We start from the raw sequence: 22,953 nt of genomic DNA, 5'->3' as shown, positions 1-22,953 counted from the left end.
GCGCTTCACCTTATCGGTATTGCCGCGTGTCCCGATCCGTCGAAGGGATCATTCCGGAGGCACGCGCCGGTTCGGGATGACGCCGGGGATCGCCCTGACGCTGTTGTCGCTCGGCGGATGCGTTCCGGCGGGGCACCTGACCGAGCTGGGCGCCGCGTCACCGATATTCGACCCGATCGCCTTCTTTTCCGGGACTACGCGTGGGAGCGCTTCGCTCAAGATCCTGACGAAGCGGCGCGCGCAAATCACGGTCGTGGGCCATGGCACCGTGTCCGCCAGCGGCGACATCGTTCTGGAGCAGGATGTTCGGCACGCCGATGGTCGATCGAAGCATCGGACATGGCACCTGCGCCGCATCGGGCCGGACCGCTATGCGGGCACGCTCAGCGACGCCGTCGGCCCGGTAATGGGCGACGCTGTCGGCAACCGGTTGCATCTCGCCTTCGCGATGACCGGCGGCCTCAAGGTGCAGCAGTGGATCTATCTCCGACCGGGGGGACAGGTCGCGCGGAACCGGATGGTCGTCAGCAAATTCGGCATCGCCGTCGCGAGCCTGGACGAGACCATAACACGGGTTCCCGAATGACGGCGGCTATCGCATCCGGCGAACCCGTCATCGTCGGCACCGAGCCGGGACAGACGGAGCAGCGACCGCTGGACCCGTGGCTCGAACCCGCGTCGCTCGCGACGTTCATCCGTGTCCACCTGAGTTATCTATGGCGGCACGCCCGGATATTGTCGTTGCGCCGTCCCCAGCGCTTCACCGAACTGGTCCAGCTTCGCAAGCTGGTCGATCGTGATCGGCGAATGCCCGGCCTGATCGACAAGCTCGCCGTAAAGCAGATGGTCGCCGACAGGCTCGGAGCGCAATGGGTGACGCCGACCCTCTGGTCGGGGATGACCTTGCCCGATCGTCCGCCATGCGCGGCGCCGTTCGTCCTTAAATCGCGTCACGGCTGTCGCCAGATCCGCATCGTGCGCGACGATGGGGAGGATTGGCAGGCGATACGACGCGCATCGGCACGCTGGGTCCGTCGCCCCTATGGTCGCTGGCTCGACGAATGGGGCTATAGGTCCGTCCCGCGCGGCTTGCTGATCGAACCCTTTATCGGCGATGGCCAGTTGCCGATCGACTATAAGCTTTATGTCTTCCATGGCCGGGTGGCGGCGATCCAGGTCCATCTGGAACGCGAAACCGCGCACCGCTGGGCGCTCTACGATCGCAGCTGGCGTCGATTGTCGGCGACGCGGTTCGACCGTGATCCGCCGCAGCCCGCGGCGCTGGCGGAGATGATCGCGGGCGCGGAGACGCTGGCGGCCGGGTTCGATTTCATCCGCATAGACCTTTACGACATCGATGGCACGCCCCGTTTCGGCGAGATGACCTTCTATCCCGGCTCGGGCCTGGACCCGTTCGACCCGTCCGATCTCGATCGCTGGTTGGGCAGGCTCTGGCTCGCTCGGGGCCAGATCGAGCGGGGGCCCATGCCATGACGTTCCGAAGACAGGGGATGGCGGTCAGCTTGAGCGGGAGCGCGCTCGTGTCCGCCCTCATGACTGGTGGCTGTACGTCGCCCCCTCCGATCGAGGGGCCGGTCTCGCTGGGGCAGATCGCCGCCGTGAGCGGCCCCCGCGTCAGGCCGGACCGTGTCATAGAGGATAGCCGCTGTCCCCGTGACGTCCAATGCGTCCAGGCCGGGCGCTTGATCGTGCGGGTCACCGTATTCGGGGGCGGCTGGTCGCGGGAAATGGACCTGACGCTCGGGATGCCCGTTCCGGTCGCGGATGGCAGCCTGACCCTGGTCGATGCCGTTCCGGCCTCCGCTGACCAACCGCGCCGCTATCGCTTCACCTTCCGCTTTCAGGGAGGATTGTGACGGATGACTAGGCCAAAGCCGTGAATTCAAATGCTTGTACGGACGTTGTGTCTTGATCGCACGGCGACCGTCCCCATCTTGTGACCAACGTCAACAACCGAAAGGAGGTGATCGAATGTCTCATTGTCACACGCCGGATACGGCAACACGGTCGGACATGATCGCTTCTGCGGGTCATGCCTGCGCCTGATGGATTGCCGGCTCCGGCCGACAATGGAAAGGCCGTCCCGACGGGGGCGGCCTTTCGCTTTTTCGGCTATGCCGCCCGCTCTGCGGGAAGCAGTCGGTCCGCAACGATATGAAAGCGGTCGCCGTCGACCAGCACCTGCGGGCTGATCGGTCGGCAATTATAGCTGGAGGCCATCGCCGCGCCGTAGGCGCCGGTCGTGTGGAAGACCGCAAGGTCGCCGCGACCGACCCGATCGATCGACTGGGCGAGGCCGAACAGGTCGCCAGTCTCACAGACAGGACCGGCAATGTTCGCGATCATCGTTCCGCCGCGCGGAGCGACCGCCGCGAAACGGTGCAGCGCATTGTAAAGCGCGGGGCGCGCCAGGTCGTTCATCGCCGCATCGACGATGACGAAGGGACAGGTCGCCCCCGGCTTCACCCAGATCACCTGGGTCAGCAATACGCCCGCCAGCCCGGCGATCACGCGGCCGGGCTCGAAGGTCAGCGTGACGTTCCAGCCCGCCGTGACCCGCGCCACCATCGCGCCGTAAGCGTCGAGCGGCGGCATCGCTTCGTCCGGGGCATAGGGAATGCCCAGTCCACCGCCCAGATCGACCCGGCCGATACCGTGGCCGCGCGCGCGCAGTTCGGCGACGAGCGTCCCGATCCGCCGATACGCCTCCTCGAGTGGCGCCAGGTCGCGAAGCTGGCTGCCGATGTGCAGCGCCACACCCTGGAGATCGAGCCCCTTCAGCCCGGCCAGCCGGTCATACATCGCGGCGGCGTCGGTGATGGCGACGCCGAACTTGCTCTCGCGCTTCCCCGTCGAGATCTTGGCATGGGTGCCCGCGTCGACGTCGGGATTGACCCGCAGCACGGCGGGAGCGCGTAGCCCCCGGTCGCTTGCCAGGGCGGCGAGGACCCGGCCTTCCTCCTCGAGTTCGAGGTTGAACTGGCCGATCCCGGCGTCCAGCGCCGCGATCATCTCGCGGTCGGTCTTGCCGACGCCCGAAAAGACGATATCCGCGGGCGCCATCCCCGCGTCGAGCGCACGGCGTAGCTCGCCGCCCGACACGATATCCGCGCCGTACCCGCAATCGGCCAGGAGGCGCAGCACCGCGCTGTTCGGATTGGCCTTGACCGCAAAGGCCAGCCGCTTGGATCCGACAGGGGCGAGCGCGGTCCGGAACGCCTGGGCGGCATGACGGAGTGCGGCGGCCGAATAGACATGGACGGGTGTCCCGACCTCCGCCGCTATGGCGGGCAGGGGAACGTCCTCGGCGTGAAGCACGCCGTCGCGATAGGCGAAAAAGGTCATTGCGAGGGTTCCTCGATCAGCGGCCGAAGCCGTCGCTGTTCTGCTGGCGGCCGCGCAGGTGCGCGTCATGGACGACGACGGCGGTACGACTGTGTCCGCGTCGTTCGGCGCGCAGAAGCTGTCCCACCCGCTTGCCATGGATCATCAGCGGCAGGCCGAGAAGCGCCAGCGGGAAGAACAGGATCATCAGCGGCGAGTGACCGACCGCGATGTACATGCCACAGGACAGCGACAGGAGCGCGAAGCCGCCCGCCTTCCATTGCAGATCGCGGCGGGTCATGCGGCGCGCTCCCGCGAGATGCGGTCGGCGATGACGCGATCGGCCGCCGCCGTCAGTGCGGCCATCACCGCGTCATCGGCGTTCGCGCCGTGCCACACTATGATATCGGCCGGAAATTCCGCTTCGTCGGCCAGCGCGGTGTGCATGTCGGCCAGGTCGAAGCGAAGTCCGATCGCGCGGTCCCGAAGCCGCATCGCCGCCGCCCTGGCGCGCCCGATCAGGGCGGGCGAGCCGTCTATGCCGCGCCCCTCGATCGCGGTGAAGCCCATGCCGTGTGCGTGACGAGCCACCGCGATGAGGAAGGTGCCACATCCGCAATCGGCGTCGACGATGCGGACGGCATGGCGGTGCTTCTCACGCAAGGCGGCGAGCGCGTCGACGATCGCGGGCCAGCGTGGATCGGCCTGTACCGACCGCGCCGCGACGATGTCGCGGGGCAAGGCGGGCGAGGGGAGGGCGGGCATTCGGCGCAAGGCTGTCATCACCGGAGCCCTCATGCCGCACGCGGCAATGCGCGCTCGTCGCTGCCGACGGGGGCAAAGGGGATCAGCGGCACCAACGGCACCGATGCGATCCTGAGATGGGCGTGGTGGATCTGACACTCGCCCGTCGCATAATGAAGCGCCGCGCCGCGCGAGACGAAGCGTCCCTCCAGCGTGCCGTCGCTATCCTGGACGAGCCAGTGACCGGCCCGATCCTGGCCGACATAGATGATGAGCCCGGCTTCGTCGGGCTCCGGTTGGGGTTCGAACGCCATGGTCGTGCCTGTGCCTTCGTTGTACGGGCATGGTGCGCCCGCTCCCTTCAGCTACGCAGGCGGGCATAGTGTTTCGAGATCGATCGGGCGAAACGGCATAGCGACGGCATAGAGCGCCAACGCTTCGTCGCATCCTCGTCACGCCGGGCGGGAGCGCCGGAGCGATGGGCGGATGCAGGCTGGCCCGGCCTTGGGGATCGAACAGGGCCGCCGCGACGTATGCTGGATGCTGGCGGGATCGCTGACCATCAATGCCTTGCCATAGGGCGACTTCCAATGACCGAAGCGACCGTCGGCGGTGATGTCGTAGCTGTTGGCGGCGCGGCAATCGCCATTGGGCACCATGCCCCAGGACCAGGCGAGCCACCCGATATTCGCCTTGTTCAACCGGGTCATCGCCCAGCGATAGGGGGAGGGCTTGCAGTCCCAGCCTGTGCCGGTCGGTCCCTCGCCGAGCAGGAAGGGGATGTTGTCGCGCGTCACGCGCGCGATGATCGCGCGATAGGGGGCCTTGCGCTCGTCCTCGGTGCCCGCCCAATAGCTGTGCGCCGAGACGATGATCGCATGGCGTGGATCGGCACGCTGGAGGATCGGCCAACTGTCGAGCAGCATGGCGTATTCCTTTCCCCAGTCGCTGCCATCGACGATCAACGGCGCGTCCACTCCCGCGGCACGGATGCGCGCGATGGCGTCGCGATACCCGGCGACGAACTGGTCGCGAGCGACGATCTCCCCTGCCTCGTTGGCGATGTTGACCAGCGCCCAGCGTCGATGCTTGCGCAGGACGGCGACGATGTCGGGCCGCGTCCAATAGTCGACGCACCGGCCCAGCCGGTCCCATTTGCCGGTGGCGGCATGGCATTCGGCGATCGGGATCAGTCCGTTCGCGACCGCATGGCCCAGGATCGCATCGAGCTTGTCGGCGGAATAGTCGGGCATGGTGAAGATGCGAACGGCATTGGCGCCGGTCCGCGCGATCTCCGCCATCGTCCACGCGCCCGTCGGATCGCGCGAAGGCGCGAACATCTCGTTGACCCCGCGCAGGATCACCCGCTCCCCCGCCGCCGTATAGAGGTAGCGGCCCTGCACCGTCATCGTCCCGCCCTGGCGCGGCAGCGGGGCGGCGGCACCGAGCGCGACCGCCCCGAGCGACAGCGACGCCAGACGGCGGAATATGTGCCTCGCGGCCTCAGGGATAACGGGCATGTGTACAAACCGCAGGCATGGGGATCGTCGGGGCGGTGCCACGATCGGTGAACGACAGGCCCGCGCCGCGACCGTCCCATTTCGGCCACACGGACGCGCCCGCGCCATTGGGATTGCCGGTTCGCGCGAAGCGGATCCAATAGCCCTGCAAGTCGGGCGCGTCGGCGGGTACGCCGTCTTCCCCAGGCCGATGGAAGATGTAGCGAAGTTCCGAGCTGTGCGTCACCGCCGGGCCGCCGGGCGGCGAATAGCCGAAGTCGTATCGCCAGACGGCGATCCCGGCGCGCTGGCGCGCATCCGCAACGAGCGTCGCGGGGCAGGTGAAGACCAGATCGGTCGCGAGCGCGAGCCGCCCTTCGGCGGTCGCCAGTCGCGTGTCTCCGTCGGGAAGGGCCGGGGCGTCGCTGCCCAGCGCCTCGACCAGTCCGCGCCGCGCCGCCGCCGGATCGTGGAAGAAGTCGATCTCGCGCGCGTTGGACCCGATCAGCAAAGGTACAGCCAGGCCGCCGCCGCGTTGCAAGGTCCGGCTCGGCGGCTCGGTAATGACCTTTCCGTCGATGGTGGTCTGCAGCCACACCGTCCCCGCGTCGGGAAGCCCCGGCGGCGTCGGGATCTCGCGGGACGCCTGCAGCAGTCGGTCGGCCGAAATGGCGCGAAGGGCGTCCGCGGTGGCGTGGGAAAGGCCCGCTTTGTCGGCGATCTCCTGTCCGATCGCCTCGCTCGTGCGCAGGTCGCGCGGCGCCCAGCCGAAGCCGGGGGTGCCGCTCTGTTCGATCGCCTTGTCGAACAGACCCCTGGCGCCGGGTGAAACCTGTTGGAGTCCGACATCCTGCCCGCCCGCCGAGCCGCCGAAGATCGTCACATTGGCCGGGTCGCCGCCAAAGCGCGCGATGTTGCGCCGGACCCAGCGCAACGCCGCCTGCTGGTCCATCAGGCCGTAATTGCCGGAGGCGCGGGTCGCGCCCTCCGCCGTCAGCGCAGGGTGAGCCATGAAGCCCAGCGGTCCCAGGCGATATTGGATCGAGACGAGGACGATCCCCCGCGTGACCAACGAGGAACCGACCGTCCCCTGCGCGCCGCCAGCGCGATTGCTGCCGCCATGGATCCAGACCATGACCGGCTGCGGCCGGGCGGGGGACAGGTTCGCCGTGCCGACCTCCAGATACAGGCAGTCCTCCCGGCTGCCCGTCGCATTGGCGCGGTTCCAGCCTTCGTCGAGCTGCAGGCAGGACGGTGCCGACGCCCGCGCGTCCCGAATGCCCCGCCAGGGCGTCGCGGCCACGGGTGGGCGCCAGCGACGCGGGCCGGTCGGCGGCGCGGCGAACGGGATGCCGCGAAACAGCATCCGTCCATCGGCCTCGCGCACACCGCGCAGGCTGCCCTCGGCGACCCGGACGACCGGCGCGGCGCTCGCGTCGGGCGCGGCGCTCGCCAGAAGCGCGGTCAGGAAGAGGATCACCGGGGCTCGGCCCCGCGATCCCGCTCGCCACGCGCCCAGTCTAGCGCCTGTTGCAGGGTGGTCACCCACACCTCACGCCGATGGGCCTTCAGCCAGTCGATAAAGGCCCGGTGCTGCGCGTCGGTCACCGCCAGATGGTCGCCGCCGACGCCGTGGAACAGCAGCACCGCCATGCCGCCGCCCGTCTCGGCCTGCTGGACGAAGGCGATCATGCGCGCGGCATCGTCACCCTCGCCGAAGCCGCGTGCGGGGACGTGCATCGGATCGAGCGTGCCGGTATCGGCGGCCAGCTCGGCGGAACTGGCACTGACCCCGCGCGCGTAGGTGACCAAGCCCGACGCGCGCAACGGCTCGAGATAATCGACGCCGCCGACCTTCGTCTCACCGCATGGGGTGGCGAAGCCGTGGCGCGTCTTGCCGTCCAGCGCGGTCAGCAGGACGTTCTGCTGCGCGATCTCCTTGAGCATGGAGGCAGGGGTATAGGCCTCGGTCGTGTAGCGCGGATCGGCGGGGAAGGCGGCGGCGCGGCACGGGTGAAAGATGGTGTGGTTGCCCAGCTCATGCCCCTCGGCCGCGACGGCGCGCCAGCGGGCGACATCCTGCGCACGGACATTGGCGAGGAAGAAGCTGCCCTTGAACCCCGCCGCGTCGAGCACCGGGACGGCATGGTCGAGCTGCGACGGGAGCGCGTCGTCATAGGTCAGGACGACGGCGGCCTTTGCACCACCCGGCCAACGCGTCGCGGCAACACCGGGCGCGGCAACCACGCCGATCGCCAGCGCGGCGAGCAGCAGGCGGCGCATCAGCGGGCGCCCCAGATGCCGGGCTGCGCATCGATCGCGCGTTCGATCGTGGCGGCAGTCAGGCGGTCGTCGGCCAGATCGGGATGCGAGTCGCAGCCGCTGAACGCCAGGCCGTTGACGGGCACGAAGGCGATCCGCTTCTCGCCCCCGGCGCGCAGCATGTCGGTCACCTTGCTGACCTCGCGCGCGATCTCCCCATCCGCGCGATCGGTTGCCCACAGGACGAAGAACGCGCTCGGATAGGCCTTGCGAAGGCCTCCGACGAAGGCGGTGTAGGTGCGCTCGTAATCGGCATGGAGCGCGTCGCGATCCGCCCAGCGTTCGCCGGGCTTGAGCGGGGTGGAGAAGTCGTTGGTGCCGAGCGCGATCACCACGACCTGCGGGTGCCAGCCCGGCGTCGTGGCCCGGATCTGGCCATCGAACAGCGCATAGGGATAGGCCTCCGGCACGGTGGGCGCGGCAAAGCCGCCATAGTTGCGCACGATGCCCCGACCGGAAATCGCATTGACCTGATAATCGGCGTCATAGCGTGCCGCCGTGACCCCCGGCACACCGAGCGTCGTGTCGGTCGTCCGCCAGATCACGTCCTGGCTGCACTGACGATCGGGCGAGGTGTTACCGTAACCCACCGTATGCGAGTCGCCGATGAACTCGATCTGCCGCGCACGCGCCGCCGGGGCGGGAAGCGCCATCGAGCCCTGGGGCGCGAACAGACCGCGGACGACCGTCGGCCCCGCCTGGCTTTCGCTGGCCACGTCGACGCGGATGTTGTGGTCGCCCGCGCCCTTGGCGGCGATGCGATATAGCCCCGGCTGCGGCTTGACGAGCGGCATCGCCGCGCCGCCATCGACCCGGATCCGAAGCGACACCGCGCCGGGCCCGACCGACAGATCGACCGCCGGACCCCGGAAGCGCCCTTCGAAATAGGTGCCCGGCCACTGCCGACGATAGCCGTCCCGATCGACGACGCGGCCCCCGATATGCAGCGGCAGCGGGCGTCCCGCCTGCGCCCCGGCACCCAATGGCGTGACGCCGTCGCCCTGACCTGCGAGCGCGGGCACGGCCATCAGTGACAGACCCGCGACGATCGCGGCGACCGACAGAATTCGGGGCAGGGGGCGGGGCATCGTCTCTCCTCGAACGGGGGCGGCGATACCATGCCCCCTTCGCGCCGATTGCTAATCGCGGCGCCTGGTGATGCAACGAAAATCATTTCCTTTTTTATGTATTCGCTGACACGGTTGGATCGTCATGACACAGGACCCCGGAACATCGATCGCTGGCGACTGGGTAGCGCAGGCCGCGCCGGTTGCCGAACGCGTGGCGCCGACGACGCTCGAGGGGTTCCTCGCGCTCGTCGATGAGGCGCGGCCCGTGGTGATGCGCGGCCTTATCGCGCATTGGCCGGTGGTCGCGGCCGGACGACAGGGGGTCGGCGCGCTCGCCGACTATCTCCGGCGCTATGACGGCGGTCGGCCGCTGGGGCTGATGGCGGGGGATCCGTCGATCGGCGGGCGCTTCTTCTACCGCGACGACTTCTCCGGCTTCAATTTCGAGCGGGCGCAGATTCCCCTGCCGCTGCTGCTCGAGGCGCTGGTCGATGCCGCGCAGCAGCCTGTGCCGCCCGCCCTCTATGCCGGGGCCAGCACGGCGGCCGAGCATTTCCCCGGCTGGACGCGCGACCATGTCCTGCCGCTGCCCGTCGGCGATGCACAGGCGCGATTGTGGATCGGCAATGGCAGTCGCGTCTCGGCGCATTACGACATGGCGAGCAATATCGCCGCCGTGGCGGCCGGACGCCGTCGCGTCGTGCTGTTCCCGCCCGAGCAGGCGGAAAATCTGTATGTCGGCCCGCTCGACATGACGATGGCGGGGCAACCGACCAGCATGGTCGATCTGGAGAAGCCCGATTCCATCCGTTTCCCGCGTTTCGTCCACGCGCAGGCGGCGGCGCAGGTTGCGCAACTCGGGCCGGGCGATGCCATCTACATCCCTGCCAAGTGGTGGCACGAGATCCGTGCCGAGGGGCCGCTCAACCTGCTGGTCAATTACTGGTGGACGCGCGGCACCCCCGATGCACCCTTCGCCGCGCTGATCCACGCGATCCTGGCGGTGCGCGACCGCCCCGCTGCCGAGCGCGCCGCGTTGCGCGACTGGTTCGATCTGTACGTCTTCGGCGAGCAGGCGGGGCGGGTCGCCGACCACCTGCCGACCGCCGCGCGAGGCATATTGGGGCCGCCATCGCCCGAGCGCGATGAGCGCATTCGTGGCTTCCTGCGCCGGATTCTGGGTGCGACCTGACCGCCCTTAGCGAGCCGGATCCAGGATGTGCGCCAGCGCGACCGGATGGGGCGGCAGCGCGGCGACGGCGGCGGCGGTGGCCTGTCGCATCTGGCGCAACGCGCTGAGGACGCGGTCGTCGTCCAGCGCGTCGATCACCGGGTCATAACCCTCCGGCGTAACCCCCTGGCCCAGCAGTACGGCGACCCAGCTCGGCGTTGCGAACAGCTCGTCCTCATAGCGGAAGATCCGCCCCTTCTCGCGGAACAGCGCGATCTTGCGGGAGAGAGTCTCCGGCAGCGGCATCGTGCGGACATGGTTCCAGAAAGGCGAGTCGTCGCGCGCGGTGGCGTGATAATGGAGAATGATGAAATCGCGTATCGCGCGGTAATTGTCCCCCATCTGCCGGTTATATTCGTCGCGCTCGACCGACGAGATGCGCTTGTCGGGAAACAGCGCGAACAGCTTGGATATGCCCTGCTGGATCAGGTGGATGCTGGTCGATTCCAACGGTTCCAGGAACCCGCCCGCCAGACCCAGCACGACGACGTTGCGCTCCCAAAGCCGCGTCCGGCACCCGGCGGTGAAGGACAGGCGCCGGGGCGCGGCGGTCGGCGCCGCGTCGAGGCGGGACAGGAGCAAGGCCTCCGCCGCGTTGTCGTCCATGAAACGGCTGGCATAGACGACGCCGTTGCCGGTGCGATGCTGGAGCGGGATCCGCCATTGCCAGCCCGCTTCGTGCGCGGTCGCGCGGGTATAGGGGAGTAGCGGTTCGGTCCGCTTGGTCGGCACCGCGATAGCCCGGTCGCAGGGAAGCCAGTGTGACCAGTCCTCGAATTTGACGCCTAGCGTCTGGCCAAGCAGCAGGCTGCGAAAGCCCGAACAGTCGACGAACAGGTCGCCCGCGATCCGGCTGCCATCCTCCAGTCGGACGGCCGCAATATCGCCCCCGGCGTCGCGTTCGACGTCGACGATCCGCCCCTCGACCCGCGCGACGCCATCGGCTTCGGCACGGCGGCGGAGAAAGGCGGCATAGAGCCCGGCGTCGAAATGATAGGCATAGGCCAGCCCCGACAGGGGCGAGCGGGGATCGGATTGCGGCTTGCCGAACACCGCCCGTTCCATCGCGACCGTCGAGGACGAATAGTCGCCGATCGGCCCGACGCCAGCTTCGTGGCGCATCTTCAACCAGAGCTGATGGAAGTTCAGCCCCTGAATGTCGCGACCATAATGGCCGAAGGGATGAATGTAGTGGCTGTCGGGCCGATGCCAGCCGTCGAACTCGATACCCAGCTTGAAGCTGCCCTGCGTCGCACGGAGAAATTCCGCCTCGTCGATGCCGAGCAACGCGTTGAAGTTGAGGATCGAGGGGATGGTCGCCTCGCCCACGCCGACCGTGCCGATCGCGTCCGATTCGATCAGGGTGATGCGGCGGCTGCCATTGTCGAGATAGCGGCCGGCGGCGGCGGCCATCATCCAACCGGCGGTGCCGCCGCCGACGATGACGACGTGATCGATGGGGGCGTGGGTCATGCGGTGCGCTTTCCGGCGGCGGCGCGCGCCTGTCCAGCCCAATTCCCCAAGGCGCGACGCGCCTCGTCGCGCGAGAGTCCAAGTGCGATCGGATCGGCGCGCTCGGGGCGAAGGCCCTGCCCGATCAGCACGGCGATCCATGCATCGCGCTCGACCGAATCTTCGTCGACCGGGGGCAGGGTGCCGCGCCGGGCGAACTGCGCCAGCGTGGCGGCGAGCGAAGGGGGCATCGCTTCGGCATTTGGCTTGAGGCACAGCTGGTGCGCCGCCAGATAGTCGCGCATCCGGTCGGAACGCTGATTGACCCGACGATTATATTCGGCCGCCAACAGCGCCATGTCGTCGCCGACCGGCAACAGCTCGAGCGCGAGCGCCAGCCCCGCCAGCGCGAGCGTGAAGCCCGTCAGGCCGAGCAGCCCCGGCTGAACCGCCGCGTCACCGAGCGCCAGGACGTTGTCCCGCAGCGGCGCAGCCAATCGTCCCGGTTCGATGGTCATGGCGCCGCCCGATGCGTCCCGTTTCGCCGATGCCGAGGCGCGGGCACCGGGCCAGCGCGCCGACCAGCCGCCATCGACCGCACGATAGCGGTCGATGGGGGAGGGCGGGGTCGCGTCGGGCACGATCCGCAAATGGCGAAAGGGCAGATACGCATCCCACGGCTCGAAACCCTGCCCGGTGGCTACCAGCCGGTCGGGACCGGTCGCGTCGATCACCAGATCGACGGCGATGCGGCGGCCGTCGGAGAGGTCGAGCGCCTCGACACCGATCGATCCGCGCGCGACGCGCGCCAGCGGTGCCGTGGCGGTGACCACCCCGCTCTGGCGCGCCAGGGACGCAAGGCCCTGGGTCAGGGCGGGTGCGGAGCAGTGCAGCGCTGGCTGCATGGCGGGCGGGACGTTCCCCGCATCCGCCGCTACGCAGGCTGGGTTCAGAGTGTGAAAACCGGTCTTGCTCCCGGCGCGCAGCCAAAGCTGGTGAAGCGCGATCCCCGGCGATGCGGGCGCAGGCTCGTCAGCGACCATCCAGAATGCGCCATCCGGGCTCCAGTCGTCGAAGCGGGTGGCCAGGCGCGGCGTCGCCACACCGTGTCGGCGCAGAAGGTCGGGCGGACAATCCAGCCGTGCGAGCATCGCCTGCGCCGATGGCAGGACGAGCGGCCACCGATCGGCGAGCGCCGCCTCCGCGACCGGCATGGGAATCCAGTGAACCGTCGCGTCCGGCAGGGCCTGTGCGAACCCGATCGCGGCGGTCAGCGCCACGGGGCCGCCGCCGACGACGGCGATCCTGCTGGGAAGGTTTCGGATGTTCATGCCGCCGTCCCCGCCACGATCGACGCCAGCGCCGCATCATGGCCCGGCATCCGGCCGACCCGCTCGGCAATCGCGTGCGACAGACCGGACAACGCACGGTCCAATCCCGCCTGATCGGGACGGTCGGCGCGCGGATCCCATCCGTGCGGCACGATACCCTGTCCCAGATAGACCGCGATCCAGCTCGGCTCGAGGAACAGCCCGTGGCGGTAATGCGCAACCTGTCCGGTCGCGCGCCAGAGCGCCATTTTCTCGGCCAGGCTATCGGGCACGGTCATGGTCCGGACATGGTTCCAGAAGGGCGAGTCGTCGCGGGTCGTCGCATGGTAATGGAGGATCAGGAAGTCGCGGATCCGGTCATATTCGGCATCGATCGCGCGGTTGAAGCCGTCGCGATCGATCTGAGCGATGCGGGTGTCGGGAAAATGCTCGACCAGGGCGGTGATCGCCGCCTGAACCAGATAGATGCTGGTCGATTCGAGTGGTTCCAGAAAGCCCGATGCCAGCCCGATCGCCACGACGTTGCCGACGAAGCTGCGCCGCCGTCGCCCTGCCCGAAAACGCAGGAAGCGCGGTTCGGCCAGCGGCGCACCGTCCAGTCCGGCCAGTAGCGCGTCGGTCGCGCGCTCGTCGCTGCAAAATGCGCTGGCATAGACATGCCCGTTGCCGACGCGGTGACGCAGCGGGATGCGCCAGCGCCATCCCGCTTCGCTGGCGGTGGCGCGGGTGAAGGGCTCGGTCGGCGCATCGGGGGTTACGCTCGGCACCGCGACGGCGCGGTCGCAGGGGAGCCAGTGCGACCAGTCCTCCCACGGCTCCGACAGGTCCTGACCGAGCAACAAACTGCGGAAGCCGGAGCAATCGAGGAACAGATCGCCCTCTATCCGGGTGCCATCGGCCAGCAGGACGGCGCGGATGAGGCCGTCTTCGCCGTCACGATCGACCGATGTAACGCGCCCTTCGGTACGCGAAGCGCCGCGTTCCTCTGCCCAGCGCCGAAGGAAGGGTGCGAAGCGGGTCGCATCGAACTGATAGGCATAGCCGAAGCTGGTCGTCGGATCCTCGGCGTCGGTGCCCGGTCGTTCAAACCGGCGGGCTTCGGCGGCCACCACACCGGCCGAATAGGCGCCGATCGGCGGCAGCCCCGCACCCTCGGCATGACGGCGGAGCCAGTAATGGTGGAATCCGACGCTGCCCAGGGGGCGGCCATAGGTGCCGAACGGGTGGATGTAGCGGTCGCCGATGCGTGCGAAGTCCCTGAACTCGATGCCGAGTTTGAAGGTCGCATCGGTCGCCGCCATGAACGCGGCCTCATCGATGCCCAGCCGCTCCAGATAGAGCCGTAGATGCGGCAGGGTTGCTTCGCCGACGCCGACGATACCGATCTCTTCCGATTCGATCAGATGCACACTGCACGCGCGGGGGAGCAGGCCGACAAGGCCGGCCGCCGCCATCCAACCGGCGGTGCCGCCGCCGACCACCACCACGCGCACGGGCCGATCGGCCCCGGGATCGCCCGTCATCACTCCTCCCCCAGCCGGATGGTGTCACCCGCCAGCAACACTAAGATGCAATTCCGTAATAACGAAATCAAGTTGCTATAATTCACTTGTACCCGATCCGGCACCGATTTAACCGCAGCTAAATCAGATTTTACATGCGTTAACTGCGAGTGATGGCGTCGAGGTTACGGCGGCCAAAACAGGGTTCTAGGAGAGGATTGAGGGGATGATGCAGAGGCATTCTGTGCGCGCAGAGGCGCGTCGCAATCGTTTGACGGCAACGGCGTCATTGCTGGCCCTGTGTACGGCGGCGCAGTTCGTTCCGACGGCCGCCTTCGCGCAGACCGCGCCCGCTCCGGCGTCGCGTGACGACGAGTCGAAGCCGCAGACCGACGCCGCGACCGCACCGGGTCAGAGCAGCGTTCCGGCGGGTGCCGCGGCGGGCAAGAAGCCCATCTCCAACAGCCTTTCGATCCCGAACCAGACCGCGCCGGACCAGTCCAACGTGACCGCCTCCGACGTGCAGACCCCCGCCGCCCAGACCGCGAACGAGGGCGACATCGTCGTGACCGGCCTTCGCCAGTCGCTTGCCAATGCGCAGTCGATCAAGCGCAACGCCGACACCGTCGTCGACGCGATCACCGCCGAGGATATCGGCGCGCTCCCCGACCGCTCGGTCAACGAGGCGCTTCAGCGCGTGCCGGGCGTGGCGATCACCCGCTTCGCCGCCGCCAGCGACACCGCGCACTTCTCGGTCGAGGGTTCGGGCGTCACCATTCGCGGCCTCAGCTATGTCCGCGGCGAGTTCAACGGTCGCGACAGCTTCGGCGTGTCGGGCGGTCGCGAGATCGGCTTCAACGACGTGCCGACCGAACTGGTCGGCTCGGTCGAGGTGTTCAAGAACCTCACCTCGGACCTGGTCGAGGGCGGTATCTCGGGCACCGTCAACATCAATACGCGCAAGCCGTTCGATACCAAGGACACGCTGATCTATCTCTCGGGCAGCGTGAACTATGGCGACTTCGCCAAGCGCAGCGCGCCCGCCGTGGTCGGCCTGTTCTCCAAGCAGTGGCAGTTGGGCAATGGCGGCCGTTTCGGCCTGCTCGCCAGCGCCAGCTACAACGAGCAGTATAGCCGTTCGGACTCGGTGTTCTATTCGGCGTTCATCCCGCGCTACAATGACGACGCCAATGGCAACGGCGTGCAGGATGCGGGCGAGGGCCGCACTATCAACGCCGGTACGCCCTATGCCACAACCGCCTATGACCATTATCCGGTGCCGTCGGGTCGCAACGTGGTCTATGTGCCGCTGGGCGCCGGCTCGCGTATGCAGGACTTCGACCGCACGCGTATCGGTTACTCGGGTTCGGCCCAGTATGAGAATGCCAGCGGCAACCTGCTCCTCACCGCGCAGTTCCTGCGCGCCGAATCGAAGCAGACCTGGCTCGACCACACGGTCGAACCGAATGTCTATTACGCCGATGCCAACGCGATCTTCCCGCAGGGCTACAACCCCAATGCGCCGCTCGCGGGCCAGACGTTCAACCAGCCGACCTATGACGCCAACGGGCTGTTCACCTCGGGCACGCTCATCCGCAACGGTGGCGGGCAATATACCACGCTGGCCAATCGCTACTTCCAGACCGACGGGTTCACCCAGGACCAGTCGCTGAACCTGAAATGGGATCCGACCGAGCGCCTGCACCTCAATTTCGACGGACAATATGTCTATTCGAAGGGCCGGGATTCGGATGACGTCATCGAACTGGCGACCTTCTCGGGCGTGTCGATCGACGGTCGCAACGGTGTGCCGCTGGTCAACGTGATCCCGCCCAACGGTCAGACGGCGGCGGCCTATTTCAGCGACCCGACCAAGATCTACATCCGCGACGCGATGAACAACCGCACCAACAGCGACGGCCACGAGTGGGCGTTCAAGGGTGACGCGCAGTACGACCTGTCGGAGGACTCGTTCCTGCGCAAGGTTCGCGTCGGCGGCCGCTATTCCGATCGCGACCAGACGGTGAAGACGAACGACTATAACAACTGGGGTGCGGTGTCGGACACCTGGACCTCGGGCGGCCCCGCCTATGCCTCGCAGTATCCGGGTGCGGTCACCGGCCTGAACTTCAGCGATTTCTATCGTGGTCAGGCGGTGACCCCGCCCTCGACCATCTCGCTGCAGGACTCGCTGCTGACCAACCATGACGCGCTGACCGCGCTGCTTCGCCAGGCTACCAAGGCATCGGGCGGCGGCTACGTACCGCTCGAGGATCGCGGGACGAACCTGATCGACGGCTATTTCCTGCCGAACGAGGTCTACCGCATCCGTGAGCGTACCTACGCGGCTTATGCGCGGATCGACTTCGGTGCGGACAATATCGGCGGCGGGCAGACCAGCCTGTCGGGTAACATCGGCCTTCGCTTCGTCCGGACCCAGGACGAGTCGTCGGGCGGCGTCACCTTCCCGCAGATCTCGACGACGCTCGGCGGCTTCCCGACCGTCGCCGCCTTCTGCGCCTCGCCGAACACCAACAACACCGTTCGCCCGATCTGTACGCTGACGGCGCAGCAGCAGGCGGCGATCGTCGCCTTCTCGAATGGTGCGTCGACGACCGACGTCGCGCGGCAGAGCTTCAACAAATGGCTGCCCAGCCTGAACCTGAAGTATCAGGTCACGCCGACCCTGTTGTTCCGCATCGCCGCGTCCAAGGCGATATCGCGCCCGGCCTTCACCGACCTGCGCAACTTCGTCGGGCTCACCCCGGCGGGCGGCAACACGACCGGTTCCTACGGCTTCCAGTCGTCGGCCCGGAACCCCTATCTGCGTCCGGTCGATGCCAAGCAGTTCGACCTGACCGCCGAGTGGTATTTCGCCAAGGTCGGCTCGCTGACCGGTGCGGTGTTCTACAAGGAATTGTCCAACATCATCCTGGACAATTACGGCTTCATCCGGAACTTCACCAATAACGGCCAGACGTTCGCCGTGTCGGTGAATGGCCCGGCCAATGCTCCGGGTACGGCGAACATCAAGGGTGCGGAAATCTCGTACCAGCAGACCTACGACTTCCTGCCGGGCCTGTTGCGCGGACTGGGGACGCAGGCGACGTTCACCTATATCGATCCGGGCAAGATCCCCAACGCGACGCCCGCCAACGGTCCGGCCGATGGCAGCCGTCCGCCGGTCGACGTGACGGGGCTCTACAACACCCTGCCGCTGGCGCAGCTGTCGAAGTATAACTTCAACGTCTCGGCCTTCTACGACTTCAACGGCATCTATGCGCGCATCGCGTATAGCTGGCGGTCCAAGTATCTGCTGACCAACCGCGACTGCTGCTTCCCGTTCCTGCCGGTCTATGCACTGGCGACGGGCCAGGCGGACGCCTCGCTGTTCTACACGGTCAACAAGCAGTTCAAGATCGGTCTGCAGGTCCAGAACCTGCTCGACGCGACGACGCGGACGACCTTCGTGCTGAACCAGACCGGCCTGGAAGCGCCGCGCACCTGGTTCAAGAGCGATCGCCAGTTCCAGATGAGCGTGCGCCTGACCTACTAAAGCCATCCCCTCCCTGGGATATATCGGGGTCGCGACCTGTGTCGCGGCCCCCTTTTTTGTCAGCGACCGGCCTGGATCAGCGTCGCGTCGGACGGCACCAGATGGTCGAGGAAGGGCAGGATCGCCGCGCCGACGGCGGGGGCGTCCTGCGCGATGCTTGCGGGCAGGATCGGCGCCGAGCGGGGCATCGCGACCCCGGCGAGGCGTTTTCCGAGCGCATCGGCCAGTCGTGCGATCAGTGCACCGGGCAGGCGTCCGCCGATCAGGATCGCGTTGGGATCGACCAGACAGTTGACCGCGATGATCGGCCCGGTCAGCGCACGAACCGAGTCCGCGACCCAGCGTGCGACCGTCGGCTCGGCCTCGTCGGGCAGATCGGCAAGTGCGGGCACGTCGGGCACCGCATATCCCGCCGCCGCCAGCCGATCGAGCAGCGCCGATACCGACACGGTGTCCTGCACGCACGCGTCCTCGCTGCCCAGACCCGGATCGGGCATCAGCCCGATCTCGCCCGAACGGTTCGAAGCGCCGCGCCGGTAGTGACGGTCGATGACCAGGCCACCGCCGAGCCCCGCGCTGATCAGCAGGTAGAAGAAATTGGGATTGTCGAATCCCGTGCCATATTCCGCCTCGACCAGCGCGGCGGCGGCGGCGTCGTTGTCGAGGTGGATCGGCCAGGGCAGCAGGTCGGCCAGCAATCGGGGCAGGTCGGTATCGTCCCAGATCGCATAGCCCGAAGGGGCATGCGGGATGGCGATGCTTCCCATCTTGTCGGGCATCGCGATGCCGACGCCGACCACCCGGGTGCGGTCTACCCCGCCCTGCGCGATGGCGGTGTCCAGCGCATCGCGGAGGAACGACAGCAAGTCCTGCGGCATGGGGAAGCGCATCTCCCGCGTCACCCGGCTGCGCACCGTGCCCGCCAGGTCGAGCGTGACGAGGGTCAAGTGGTCACGGTCGATATTGATGCCGATGCCGAACGCGCCATCGGGCTCGATCGTCAGCTTGAGCGCGGGCTGGCCGCGTCCGCCCGTTCGACGCCCGGCGACCCGGATCAGACCGGCCTGAGCCAGTTTGCCGGTGATGTTGGCGATCGCCGCGGTGGTCAGGCCCGTCTGCCGCGCGATGTCGACGCGCGTCGTTTCCGGGCGAAGGCGGATCGCCTGCAGGACGGTGCGCAGATTATAGTCACCGGCGCGTGCCAGGTTCGTCCCCGACAGCGAAAGCGACAGTCGCGCATCGCGTCGGTTGGCGCCACCGATCGGATCGGCGGCGCTCGGCTTTCCGAACAGACTCTCCGTAATGCCTCCTGATGTTTTCTTTCGCTGGTAGCCGGAGCGACCGCAAAGCTCAATCGGTGGCGCCCGCCGCCGGGGGCGTCACGATGCGATCGGACGCGGTTTCGGCTTGGCCATGGCGCTACGGATCGCGGCCTCCGCCACGGGCGCCATCGCGGTATAGCCCGCTTCGTTGGGGTGGACGCCGTCATAGGTGAGGCTTGCGCGGGTCGCCTGCCCGTCATGGAGCGCCGACCAGTAATCGGCATAGGTCGCGCCGGTCCGCCGCGCATAGTCCTTCAGCCAGCCGTTGAGCACCGCGATGCGCGACGCCGTGTCGAGGCCCGGACGCCATGGGAAGTGATCGGCGGGAGGAATGGAGGCCAGGATCACGCGGATGCCGTGCGCGCGCGCCAGTTCGGCCATCGACATGATGTTCGCCTCGGTCTGCTCGGGCGTCATCGGGCCGGTATTGCCCGCGATGTCGTTGGTCCCCGCCATGATCTGTACGACCTGCGGCTTGAGGTCGATCACGTCCTGGCGAAAGCGGAGCAGCATCTGCGTCGTCGTCTGTCCGCCGATTCCGCGCCCCACGCGACCGGGCGTAAAGAAACCGGGCATCTTGTCGAACCACCCCTGGGTGATCGAATCGCCCATGAAGACGACCGTCACCGGCCCCGTGACGCGGGCATTCGCCGCCTGATACCGGCCCAGCCAACCGAAGTCGTTATGGAGACGGATCTCGCCTTCGTCGGGCGCTTTCGCGGCCGATACGGCCTGCGGCGGGGCGGGGGATGTCTGTTGCGCCGAGGCAGTGGTCGCGGTCAGGAGCAGCAGGGCAGGGGCAAGGCGCATCGACGTCTCCAACATGGCTTTCGGCGTGCCTCCGACCGCCGGATGCCGCCTCTCCTTTTTTAACCCGCCGGGTGGGCCCGCCGAGGTGACTCCACCCTAATCCCGGTATAAGAAAAGTTGAAATAAGTTTTGTTGACAGCGGCGTGCCGAAACCGGCACGTCGGGGCAAAGCCAAAGGGAGAGAATGACGATGGGGTTCAACCGCAGCCTGGCCATGTTGGTGGCCGCCACCGCGCTGAGTAGCGGTGCGATCGGACAGCAGGCGGCACCGCTCGCCCCCGATCCGGCGGCGGTCGCGCATCCCGATCTCTGGCCCAAGCTGCCGCTCAAGCGTCAGCGGGATGCGAAGGTCGAGGCGCGGGTCGATCAGATCCTGTCGCGCATGACCGTCGAGGACAAGGTCGGCCAGCTGATCCAGGTCGACATCGCCTCGATCAGCCCCAAGGATCTGGAGACGTACAAGCTCGGCTCGATCCTGAACGGCGGCAACTCGGCCCCCAACAACGACGAATTCGCGCCCGCGCCCGAATGGCTGAAGCTCTTCGACGCCTTTTACGATGCGTCGGCGAATCGAAGCGACGGTCGGCCGCAAATCCCGCTCATCTGGGGCACCGACGCGGTGCACGGCGCGAACAATATCGTCGGCGCGACGCTGTTCCCGCACAATATCGGGCTGGGCGCGGCGCGCGACCCCGAACTGATCCGCAAGATCGGCGCGGCGACGGCGGCCGAGACGGCGGCGACCGGCATCGACTGGAGCTTCGCGCCGACCGTCGCGGTGGTCCAGGACGACCGCTGGGGCCGGACCTATGAAAGCTATTCGGAAGATCCGGCGATCGTCGAGTCCTATGCGGGCAAGATGGTCGAGGGGATTCAGGGTAGCGTCGGCGGCGACTTCATGAAGCCCGGCCATGTCATCTCCTCGATCAAGCATTTCCTGGGCGACGGCGGCACCGGTGGCCGCGACCAGGGCGATACGCGCGTGTCGGAGGAGGTGCTGCGCGACGTCCATGCCGCGGGCTATCGCAGCGGTCTGGTCGCTGGCGCGCTGACCGTCATGCCCAGCTTCTCGAGCTGGAACGGCACCAAGATGACCGGTAACAAGAGCCTGCTGACCGGCGTGCTCAAGGATCGCTGGGGCTTTGACGGCTTCACCATCGGCGACTGGAACGCGCATGGCCAGGTGCCCGGCTGCACCAACGAGGATTGCGCGCCCGCGATCAACGCCGGGCTCGACATGTTCATGTATTCGGGACCGGGCTGGAAGCAGCTCTACGCCAACACGCTGCGCGAGGCGAAGGACGGGACGATCCCGGCCGCGCGTCTCGACGATGCGGTGCGGCGTATCCTGCGCGTCAAGGTGCTGGCGGGCAGCTTCGAGGCTGGGCGTCCGTCGTCGCGTCCGGTCAGCGGCAAGTTCGACCTGATCGGCGCACCCGAGCATCGCGCGATTGCCCGCCAGGCCGTGCGCGAGTCGCTCGTCCTCCTGAAGAACAACGGAAATATCCTGCCGCTCAAGCCCGGCGCCAATATCCTGGTCGCGGGGCGCGGTGCCGACAATATCGGACAGCAGGCGGGCGGCTGGTCGATCACCTGGCAAGGGACGGGCGTCACCAATGCCAATTTCCCCAACGGCCAGTCGATCTGGTCGGGCATCGACGAGGCGGTCAAGGCGGGTGGCGGCAAGGCGACACTGGCGGTCGATGGCAGCTATTCCGCCAAGCCCGACGCGGCGATCGTCGTCTTCGGCGAGACGCCCTATGCCGAATTCACCGGTGACCGCCCGACGCTGGAATACAGCCCGGAGGACAAGAGCGACCTGGCGCTGCTCAAGAAGCTGAAGGCCGCCGGTATCCCGGTCGTCGCGGTGTTCCTGTCGGGCCGCCCGCTCTGGGTCAATCCAGAGCTGAACGCGGCCGACGCCTTCGTCGCCGCCTTCCTGCCCGGCACCGAGGGCGGCGGCGTCGCCGACGTGCTGATCGCCGGGCGCGACGGCAAGCCGCGCAACGACTTCCACGGCAAGCTCAGCTTCTCCTGGCCCAAGCGGCTCGACCAGTATGTCCTGAACAAGCGCGATCCCAATTACGATCCGCTGTTCCCGATCGGCTATGGCCTGACCTATGGCCAGGGTGCAACCGTGCCGATGCTGAGCGAGGCACGCCCGGCCGTGGCGGCGGGCGACCAGAACGCGCTGTTCGTTCGCGGTCGGGTGGTCGCCGGTGCGCGACTGAACGTGATGGGTCCGGTCCAGCAGACCCGTGTCGATCGCGCCGCGCAGGAAGACAGCCTTCGCTTCGCCTTTGCTGGCACCGCTCCGGCGGGCGCATCGATCGAGGAGGCCAAGCCGATCGACATCACCCGCGAGTCCAACGGGCAACTCAGCCTGCTGCTCGACTATCGCGTCACCGGTGCGCCTAGTGGCGAGGTGACGCTGGGCATGGAAGGCGGCAAACTGGCCTCGGTGCCGATCACCGGGGCACTCAAGGGTGAATTGGGGCAGTGGCGCCAGCTCGCGGTGCCGCTGCGCTGCTTCGCCGATGGCGGCGTGGCGATGAGCGCGGTGTCCAAGCCCTGGATCATCGCGACCAGCGGCAAGCTGAACCTCGACATATCGTCGATCCGGATCGCCAGCGCGCCTCCGGGGCCGGTGAGCTGCGGGGTCCGCTGAACGACGGATCGGGCGGGGGTGGCTCGATAGCGGGCCGCCCCCGATTTCTACCAAGCGTATGAGTCACAGCAGGCCCGCCAAGGGACCGGGACGAAGAGGGG

At 67.7% G+C, this 22,953-nt stretch carries 20 protein-coding genes; 7 read left to right on the top strand and 13 right to left on the bottom strand.

Translation table 11 applies throughout. The features are described 5' to 3' along the window. The first annotated feature begins 76 nt into the window (after positions 1-76). From LRP66_RS02340 to LRP66_RS02330, 3 genes are read left to right on the top strand one after another with little or no spacing between them, the layout of a single operon-like run. A complete protein-coding gene (locus LRP66_RS02340; protein ID WP_230480880.1) occupies positions 77-586 on the top strand; it encodes a DUF3833 family protein in 510 nt (169 codons plus the stop codon). Further along, positions 583-1,494: an ATP-grasp fold amidoligase family protein gene (locus LRP66_RS02335; RefSeq protein WP_230480879.1), complete on the top strand. Its 912-nt coding sequence runs from the start codon at positions 583-585 to the stop codon at positions 1,492-1,494. The genes LRP66_RS02340 and LRP66_RS02335 overlap by 4 nt, the downstream gene beginning before the upstream one ends. Before the next feature lie 47 nt (positions 1,495-1,541). Next, entirely contained in the window at positions 1,542-1,877 is a 336-nt protein-coding gene (locus LRP66_RS02330) for a hypothetical protein (protein ID WP_230480878.1), read from the top strand. Positions 1,878-2,133: 256 nt separating this feature from the next. On the opposite strand, the gene lysA is transcribed toward LRP66_RS02330, so the two are convergent. From lysA to LRP66_RS02290, 8 genes are all read right to left on the bottom strand, one after another. Continuing rightward, complete coding sequence (gene lysA / locus LRP66_RS02325; protein ID WP_230480877.1) at positions 2,134-3,366, bottom strand: diaminopimelate decarboxylase; 1,233 nt, start codon at positions 3,364-3,366, stop codon at positions 2,134-2,136. Between the two features lie 16 nt (positions 3,367-3,382). After that, positions 3,383-3,646, bottom strand: a complete 264-nt coding sequence (locus tag LRP66_RS02320) for a hypothetical protein (protein ID WP_230480876.1) — start codon at positions 3,644-3,646, stop codon at positions 3,383-3,385. Further along, positions 3,643-4,128, bottom strand: a complete 486-nt coding sequence (locus LRP66_RS02315) for an SAM-dependent methyltransferase (RefSeq protein ID WP_230480875.1) — start codon at positions 4,126-4,128, stop codon at positions 3,643-3,645. Before LRP66_RS02315 ends, LRP66_RS02320 begins: the two co-directional genes overlap by 4 nt. An 11-nt stretch (positions 4,129-4,139) precedes the next feature. Further along, positions 4,140-4,403, bottom strand: coding sequence for a hypothetical protein (locus LRP66_RS02310; protein WP_230480874.1), 264 nt, complete (start codon positions 4,401-4,403; stop codon positions 4,140-4,142). Between the two features lie 138 nt (positions 4,404-4,541). Further along, on the bottom strand, positions 4,542-5,609 hold the full coding sequence (locus LRP66_RS02305) for a cellulase family glycosylhydrolase (RefSeq protein ID WP_230480873.1): 1,068 nt from the start codon (positions 5,607-5,609) through the stop codon (positions 4,542-4,544). Beyond that, a complete protein-coding gene (locus tag LRP66_RS02300) occupies positions 5,593-7,068 on the bottom strand; it encodes a carboxylesterase/lipase family protein (protein WP_230480872.1) in 1,476 nt (491 codons plus the stop codon). The genes LRP66_RS02305 and LRP66_RS02300 overlap by 17 nt, the downstream gene beginning before the upstream one ends. Next, a complete protein-coding gene (locus tag LRP66_RS02295; RefSeq protein WP_230480871.1) occupies positions 7,065-7,871 on the bottom strand; it encodes a polysaccharide deacetylase family protein in 807 nt (268 codons plus the stop codon). Before LRP66_RS02295 ends, LRP66_RS02300 begins: the two co-directional genes overlap by 4 nt. Further along, entirely contained in the window at positions 7,871-8,998 is a 1,128-nt protein-coding gene (locus tag LRP66_RS02290) for an SGNH/GDSL hydrolase family protein (RefSeq protein ID WP_230480870.1), read from the bottom strand. The genes LRP66_RS02295 and LRP66_RS02290 overlap by 1 nt, the downstream gene beginning before the upstream one ends. Before the next feature lie 124 nt (positions 8,999-9,122). Here LRP66_RS02290 and LRP66_RS02285 point away from each other — a divergent pair, with 124 nt between their 5' ends. Beyond that, positions 9,123-10,172 (top strand): cupin-like domain-containing protein, encoded by a 1,050-nt coding sequence (locus tag LRP66_RS02285; RefSeq protein WP_230480869.1) that lies wholly within the window; start codon positions 9,123-9,125, stop codon positions 10,170-10,172. A 6-nt stretch (positions 10,173-10,178) separates the two neighbouring features. Here the strand turns inward: LRP66_RS02285 and LRP66_RS02280 are convergent, their stop codons facing one another. The 3 genes from LRP66_RS02280 to LRP66_RS02270 are packed head-to-tail and all read right to left on the bottom strand — an operon-like array spanning position 10,179 to position 14,517. Continuing rightward, the gene (locus LRP66_RS02280) at positions 10,179-11,684 is read right to left on the bottom strand and encodes a tryptophan halogenase family protein (RefSeq protein WP_230480868.1); all 1,506 of its coding nucleotides are present in this window, start codon (positions 11,682-11,684) and stop codon (positions 10,179-10,181) included. Next, the gene (locus LRP66_RS02275; protein ID WP_230480867.1) at positions 11,681-12,994 is read right to left on the bottom strand and encodes a tryptophan 7-halogenase; all 1,314 of its coding nucleotides are present in this window, start codon (positions 12,992-12,994) and stop codon (positions 11,681-11,683) included. Before LRP66_RS02275 ends, LRP66_RS02280 begins: the two co-directional genes overlap by 4 nt. Beyond that, positions 12,991-14,517: a tryptophan halogenase family protein gene (locus LRP66_RS02270; protein WP_230480866.1), complete on the bottom strand. Its 1,527-nt coding sequence runs from the start codon at positions 14,515-14,517 to the stop codon at positions 12,991-12,993. The genes LRP66_RS02275 and LRP66_RS02270 overlap by 4 nt, the downstream gene beginning before the upstream one ends. Positions 14,518-14,725: 208 nt before the next feature. On the opposite strand from LRP66_RS02270, the gene LRP66_RS02265 reads away from it, so the two are divergent. Beyond that, positions 14,726-18,052, top strand: coding sequence for a TonB-dependent receptor (locus LRP66_RS02265; protein ID WP_230480865.1), 3,327 nt, complete (start codon positions 14,726-14,728; stop codon positions 18,050-18,052). Positions 18,053-18,111: 59 nt separating this feature from the next. On the opposite strand, the gene LRP66_RS02260 is transcribed toward LRP66_RS02265, so the two are convergent. Beyond that, positions 18,112-18,999 (bottom strand): ROK family protein, encoded by an 888-nt coding sequence (locus LRP66_RS02260; protein WP_329959230.1) that lies wholly within the window; start codon positions 18,997-18,999, stop codon positions 18,112-18,114. Between LRP66_RS02260 and LRP66_RS18295 the strand changes: the two genes are divergently transcribed. Next, positions 19,000-19,365: a hypothetical protein gene (locus LRP66_RS18295; protein WP_329959229.1), complete on the top strand. Its 366-nt coding sequence runs from the start codon at positions 19,000-19,002 to the stop codon at positions 19,363-19,365. 66 nt (positions 19,366-19,431) lie between these two features. Here the strand turns inward: LRP66_RS18295 and LRP66_RS02255 are convergent, their stop codons facing one another. Further along, positions 19,432-20,184, bottom strand: a complete 753-nt coding sequence (locus tag LRP66_RS02255; protein ID WP_230480864.1) for an SGNH/GDSL hydrolase family protein — start codon at positions 20,182-20,184, stop codon at positions 19,432-19,434. Positions 20,185-20,368: 184 nt separating this feature from the next. Here LRP66_RS02255 and LRP66_RS02250 point away from each other — a divergent pair, with 184 nt between their 5' ends. Next, positions 20,369-22,852, top strand: a complete 2,484-nt coding sequence (locus LRP66_RS02250; protein WP_443026649.1) for a glycoside hydrolase family 3 protein — start codon at positions 20,369-20,371, stop codon at positions 22,850-22,852. Positions 22,853-22,953 lie beyond the last annotated feature (101 nt).

The organism is Sphingomonas sp. Leaf21, from assembly GCF_916858675.1.
Lineage (GTDB): Bacteria > Pseudomonadota > Alphaproteobacteria > Sphingomonadales > Sphingomonadaceae > Sphingomonas.
This window is presented reverse-complemented; position numbering and strand designations above follow the sequence as displayed.

Excerpts from the sequence above, each read along its gene's own strand:
- LRP66_RS02310 (WP_230480874.1), bottom strand. The coding sequence starts at position 4,403 with ATGGCGTTCGAACCCCAACCGGAGCCCGACGAAGCCGGGCTCATCATC.
- LRP66_RS02280 (WP_230480868.1), bottom strand. The coding sequence starts at position 11,684 with ATGACCCACGCCCCCATCGATCACGTCGTCATCGTCGGCGGCGGCACC.
- LRP66_RS02265 (WP_230480865.1), top strand. The coding sequence starts at position 14,726 with ATGCAGAGGCATTCTGTGCGCGCAGAGGCGCGTCGCAATCGTTTGACG.
- LRP66_RS02290 (WP_230480870.1), bottom strand. The coding sequence starts at position 8,998 with ATGCCCCGCCCCCTGCCCCGAATTCTGTCGGTCGCCGCGATCGTCGCG.
- lysA (WP_230480877.1), bottom strand. The coding sequence starts at position 3,366 with ATGACCTTTTTCGCCTATCGCGACGGCGTGCTTCACGCCGAGGACGTT.
- LRP66_RS02340 (WP_230480880.1), top strand. The coding sequence starts at position 77 with ATGACGCCGGGGATCGCCCTGACGCTGTTGTCGCTCGGCGGATGCGTT.
- LRP66_RS02285 (WP_230480869.1), top strand. The coding sequence starts at position 9,123 with ATGACACAGGACCCCGGAACATCGATCGCTGGCGACTGGGTAGCGCAG.
- LRP66_RS02250 (WP_443026649.1), top strand. The coding sequence starts at position 20,369 with ATGACGATGGGGTTCAACCGCAGCCTGGCCATGTTGGTGGCCGCCACC.
- LRP66_RS02255 (WP_230480864.1), bottom strand. The coding sequence starts at position 20,184 with ATGCGCCTTGCCCCTGCCCTGCTGCTCCTGACCGCGACCACTGCCTCG.
- LRP66_RS02320 (WP_230480876.1), bottom strand. The coding sequence starts at position 3,646 with ATGACCCGCCGCGATCTGCAATGGAAGGCGGGCGGCTTCGCGCTCCTG.
- LRP66_RS02315 (WP_230480875.1), bottom strand. The coding sequence starts at position 4,128 with ATGACAGCCTTGCGCCGAATGCCCGCCCTCCCCTCGCCCGCCTTGCCC.
- LRP66_RS02295 (WP_230480871.1), bottom strand. The coding sequence starts at position 7,871 with ATGCGCCGCCTGCTGCTCGCCGCGCTGGCGATCGGCGTGGTTGCCGCG.
- LRP66_RS02275 (WP_230480867.1), bottom strand. The coding sequence starts at position 12,994 with ATGAACATCCGAAACCTTCCCAGCAGGATCGCCGTCGTCGGCGGCGGC.
- LRP66_RS02335 (WP_230480879.1), top strand. The coding sequence starts at position 583 with ATGACGGCGGCTATCGCATCCGGCGAACCCGTCATCGTCGGCACCGAG.
- LRP66_RS02270 (WP_230480866.1), bottom strand. The coding sequence starts at position 14,517 with ATGACGGGCGATCCCGGGGCCGATCGGCCCGTGCGCGTGGTGGTGGTC.
- LRP66_RS02305 (WP_230480873.1), bottom strand. The coding sequence starts at position 5,609 with ATGCCCGTTATCCCTGAGGCCGCGAGGCACATATTCCGCCGTCTGGCG.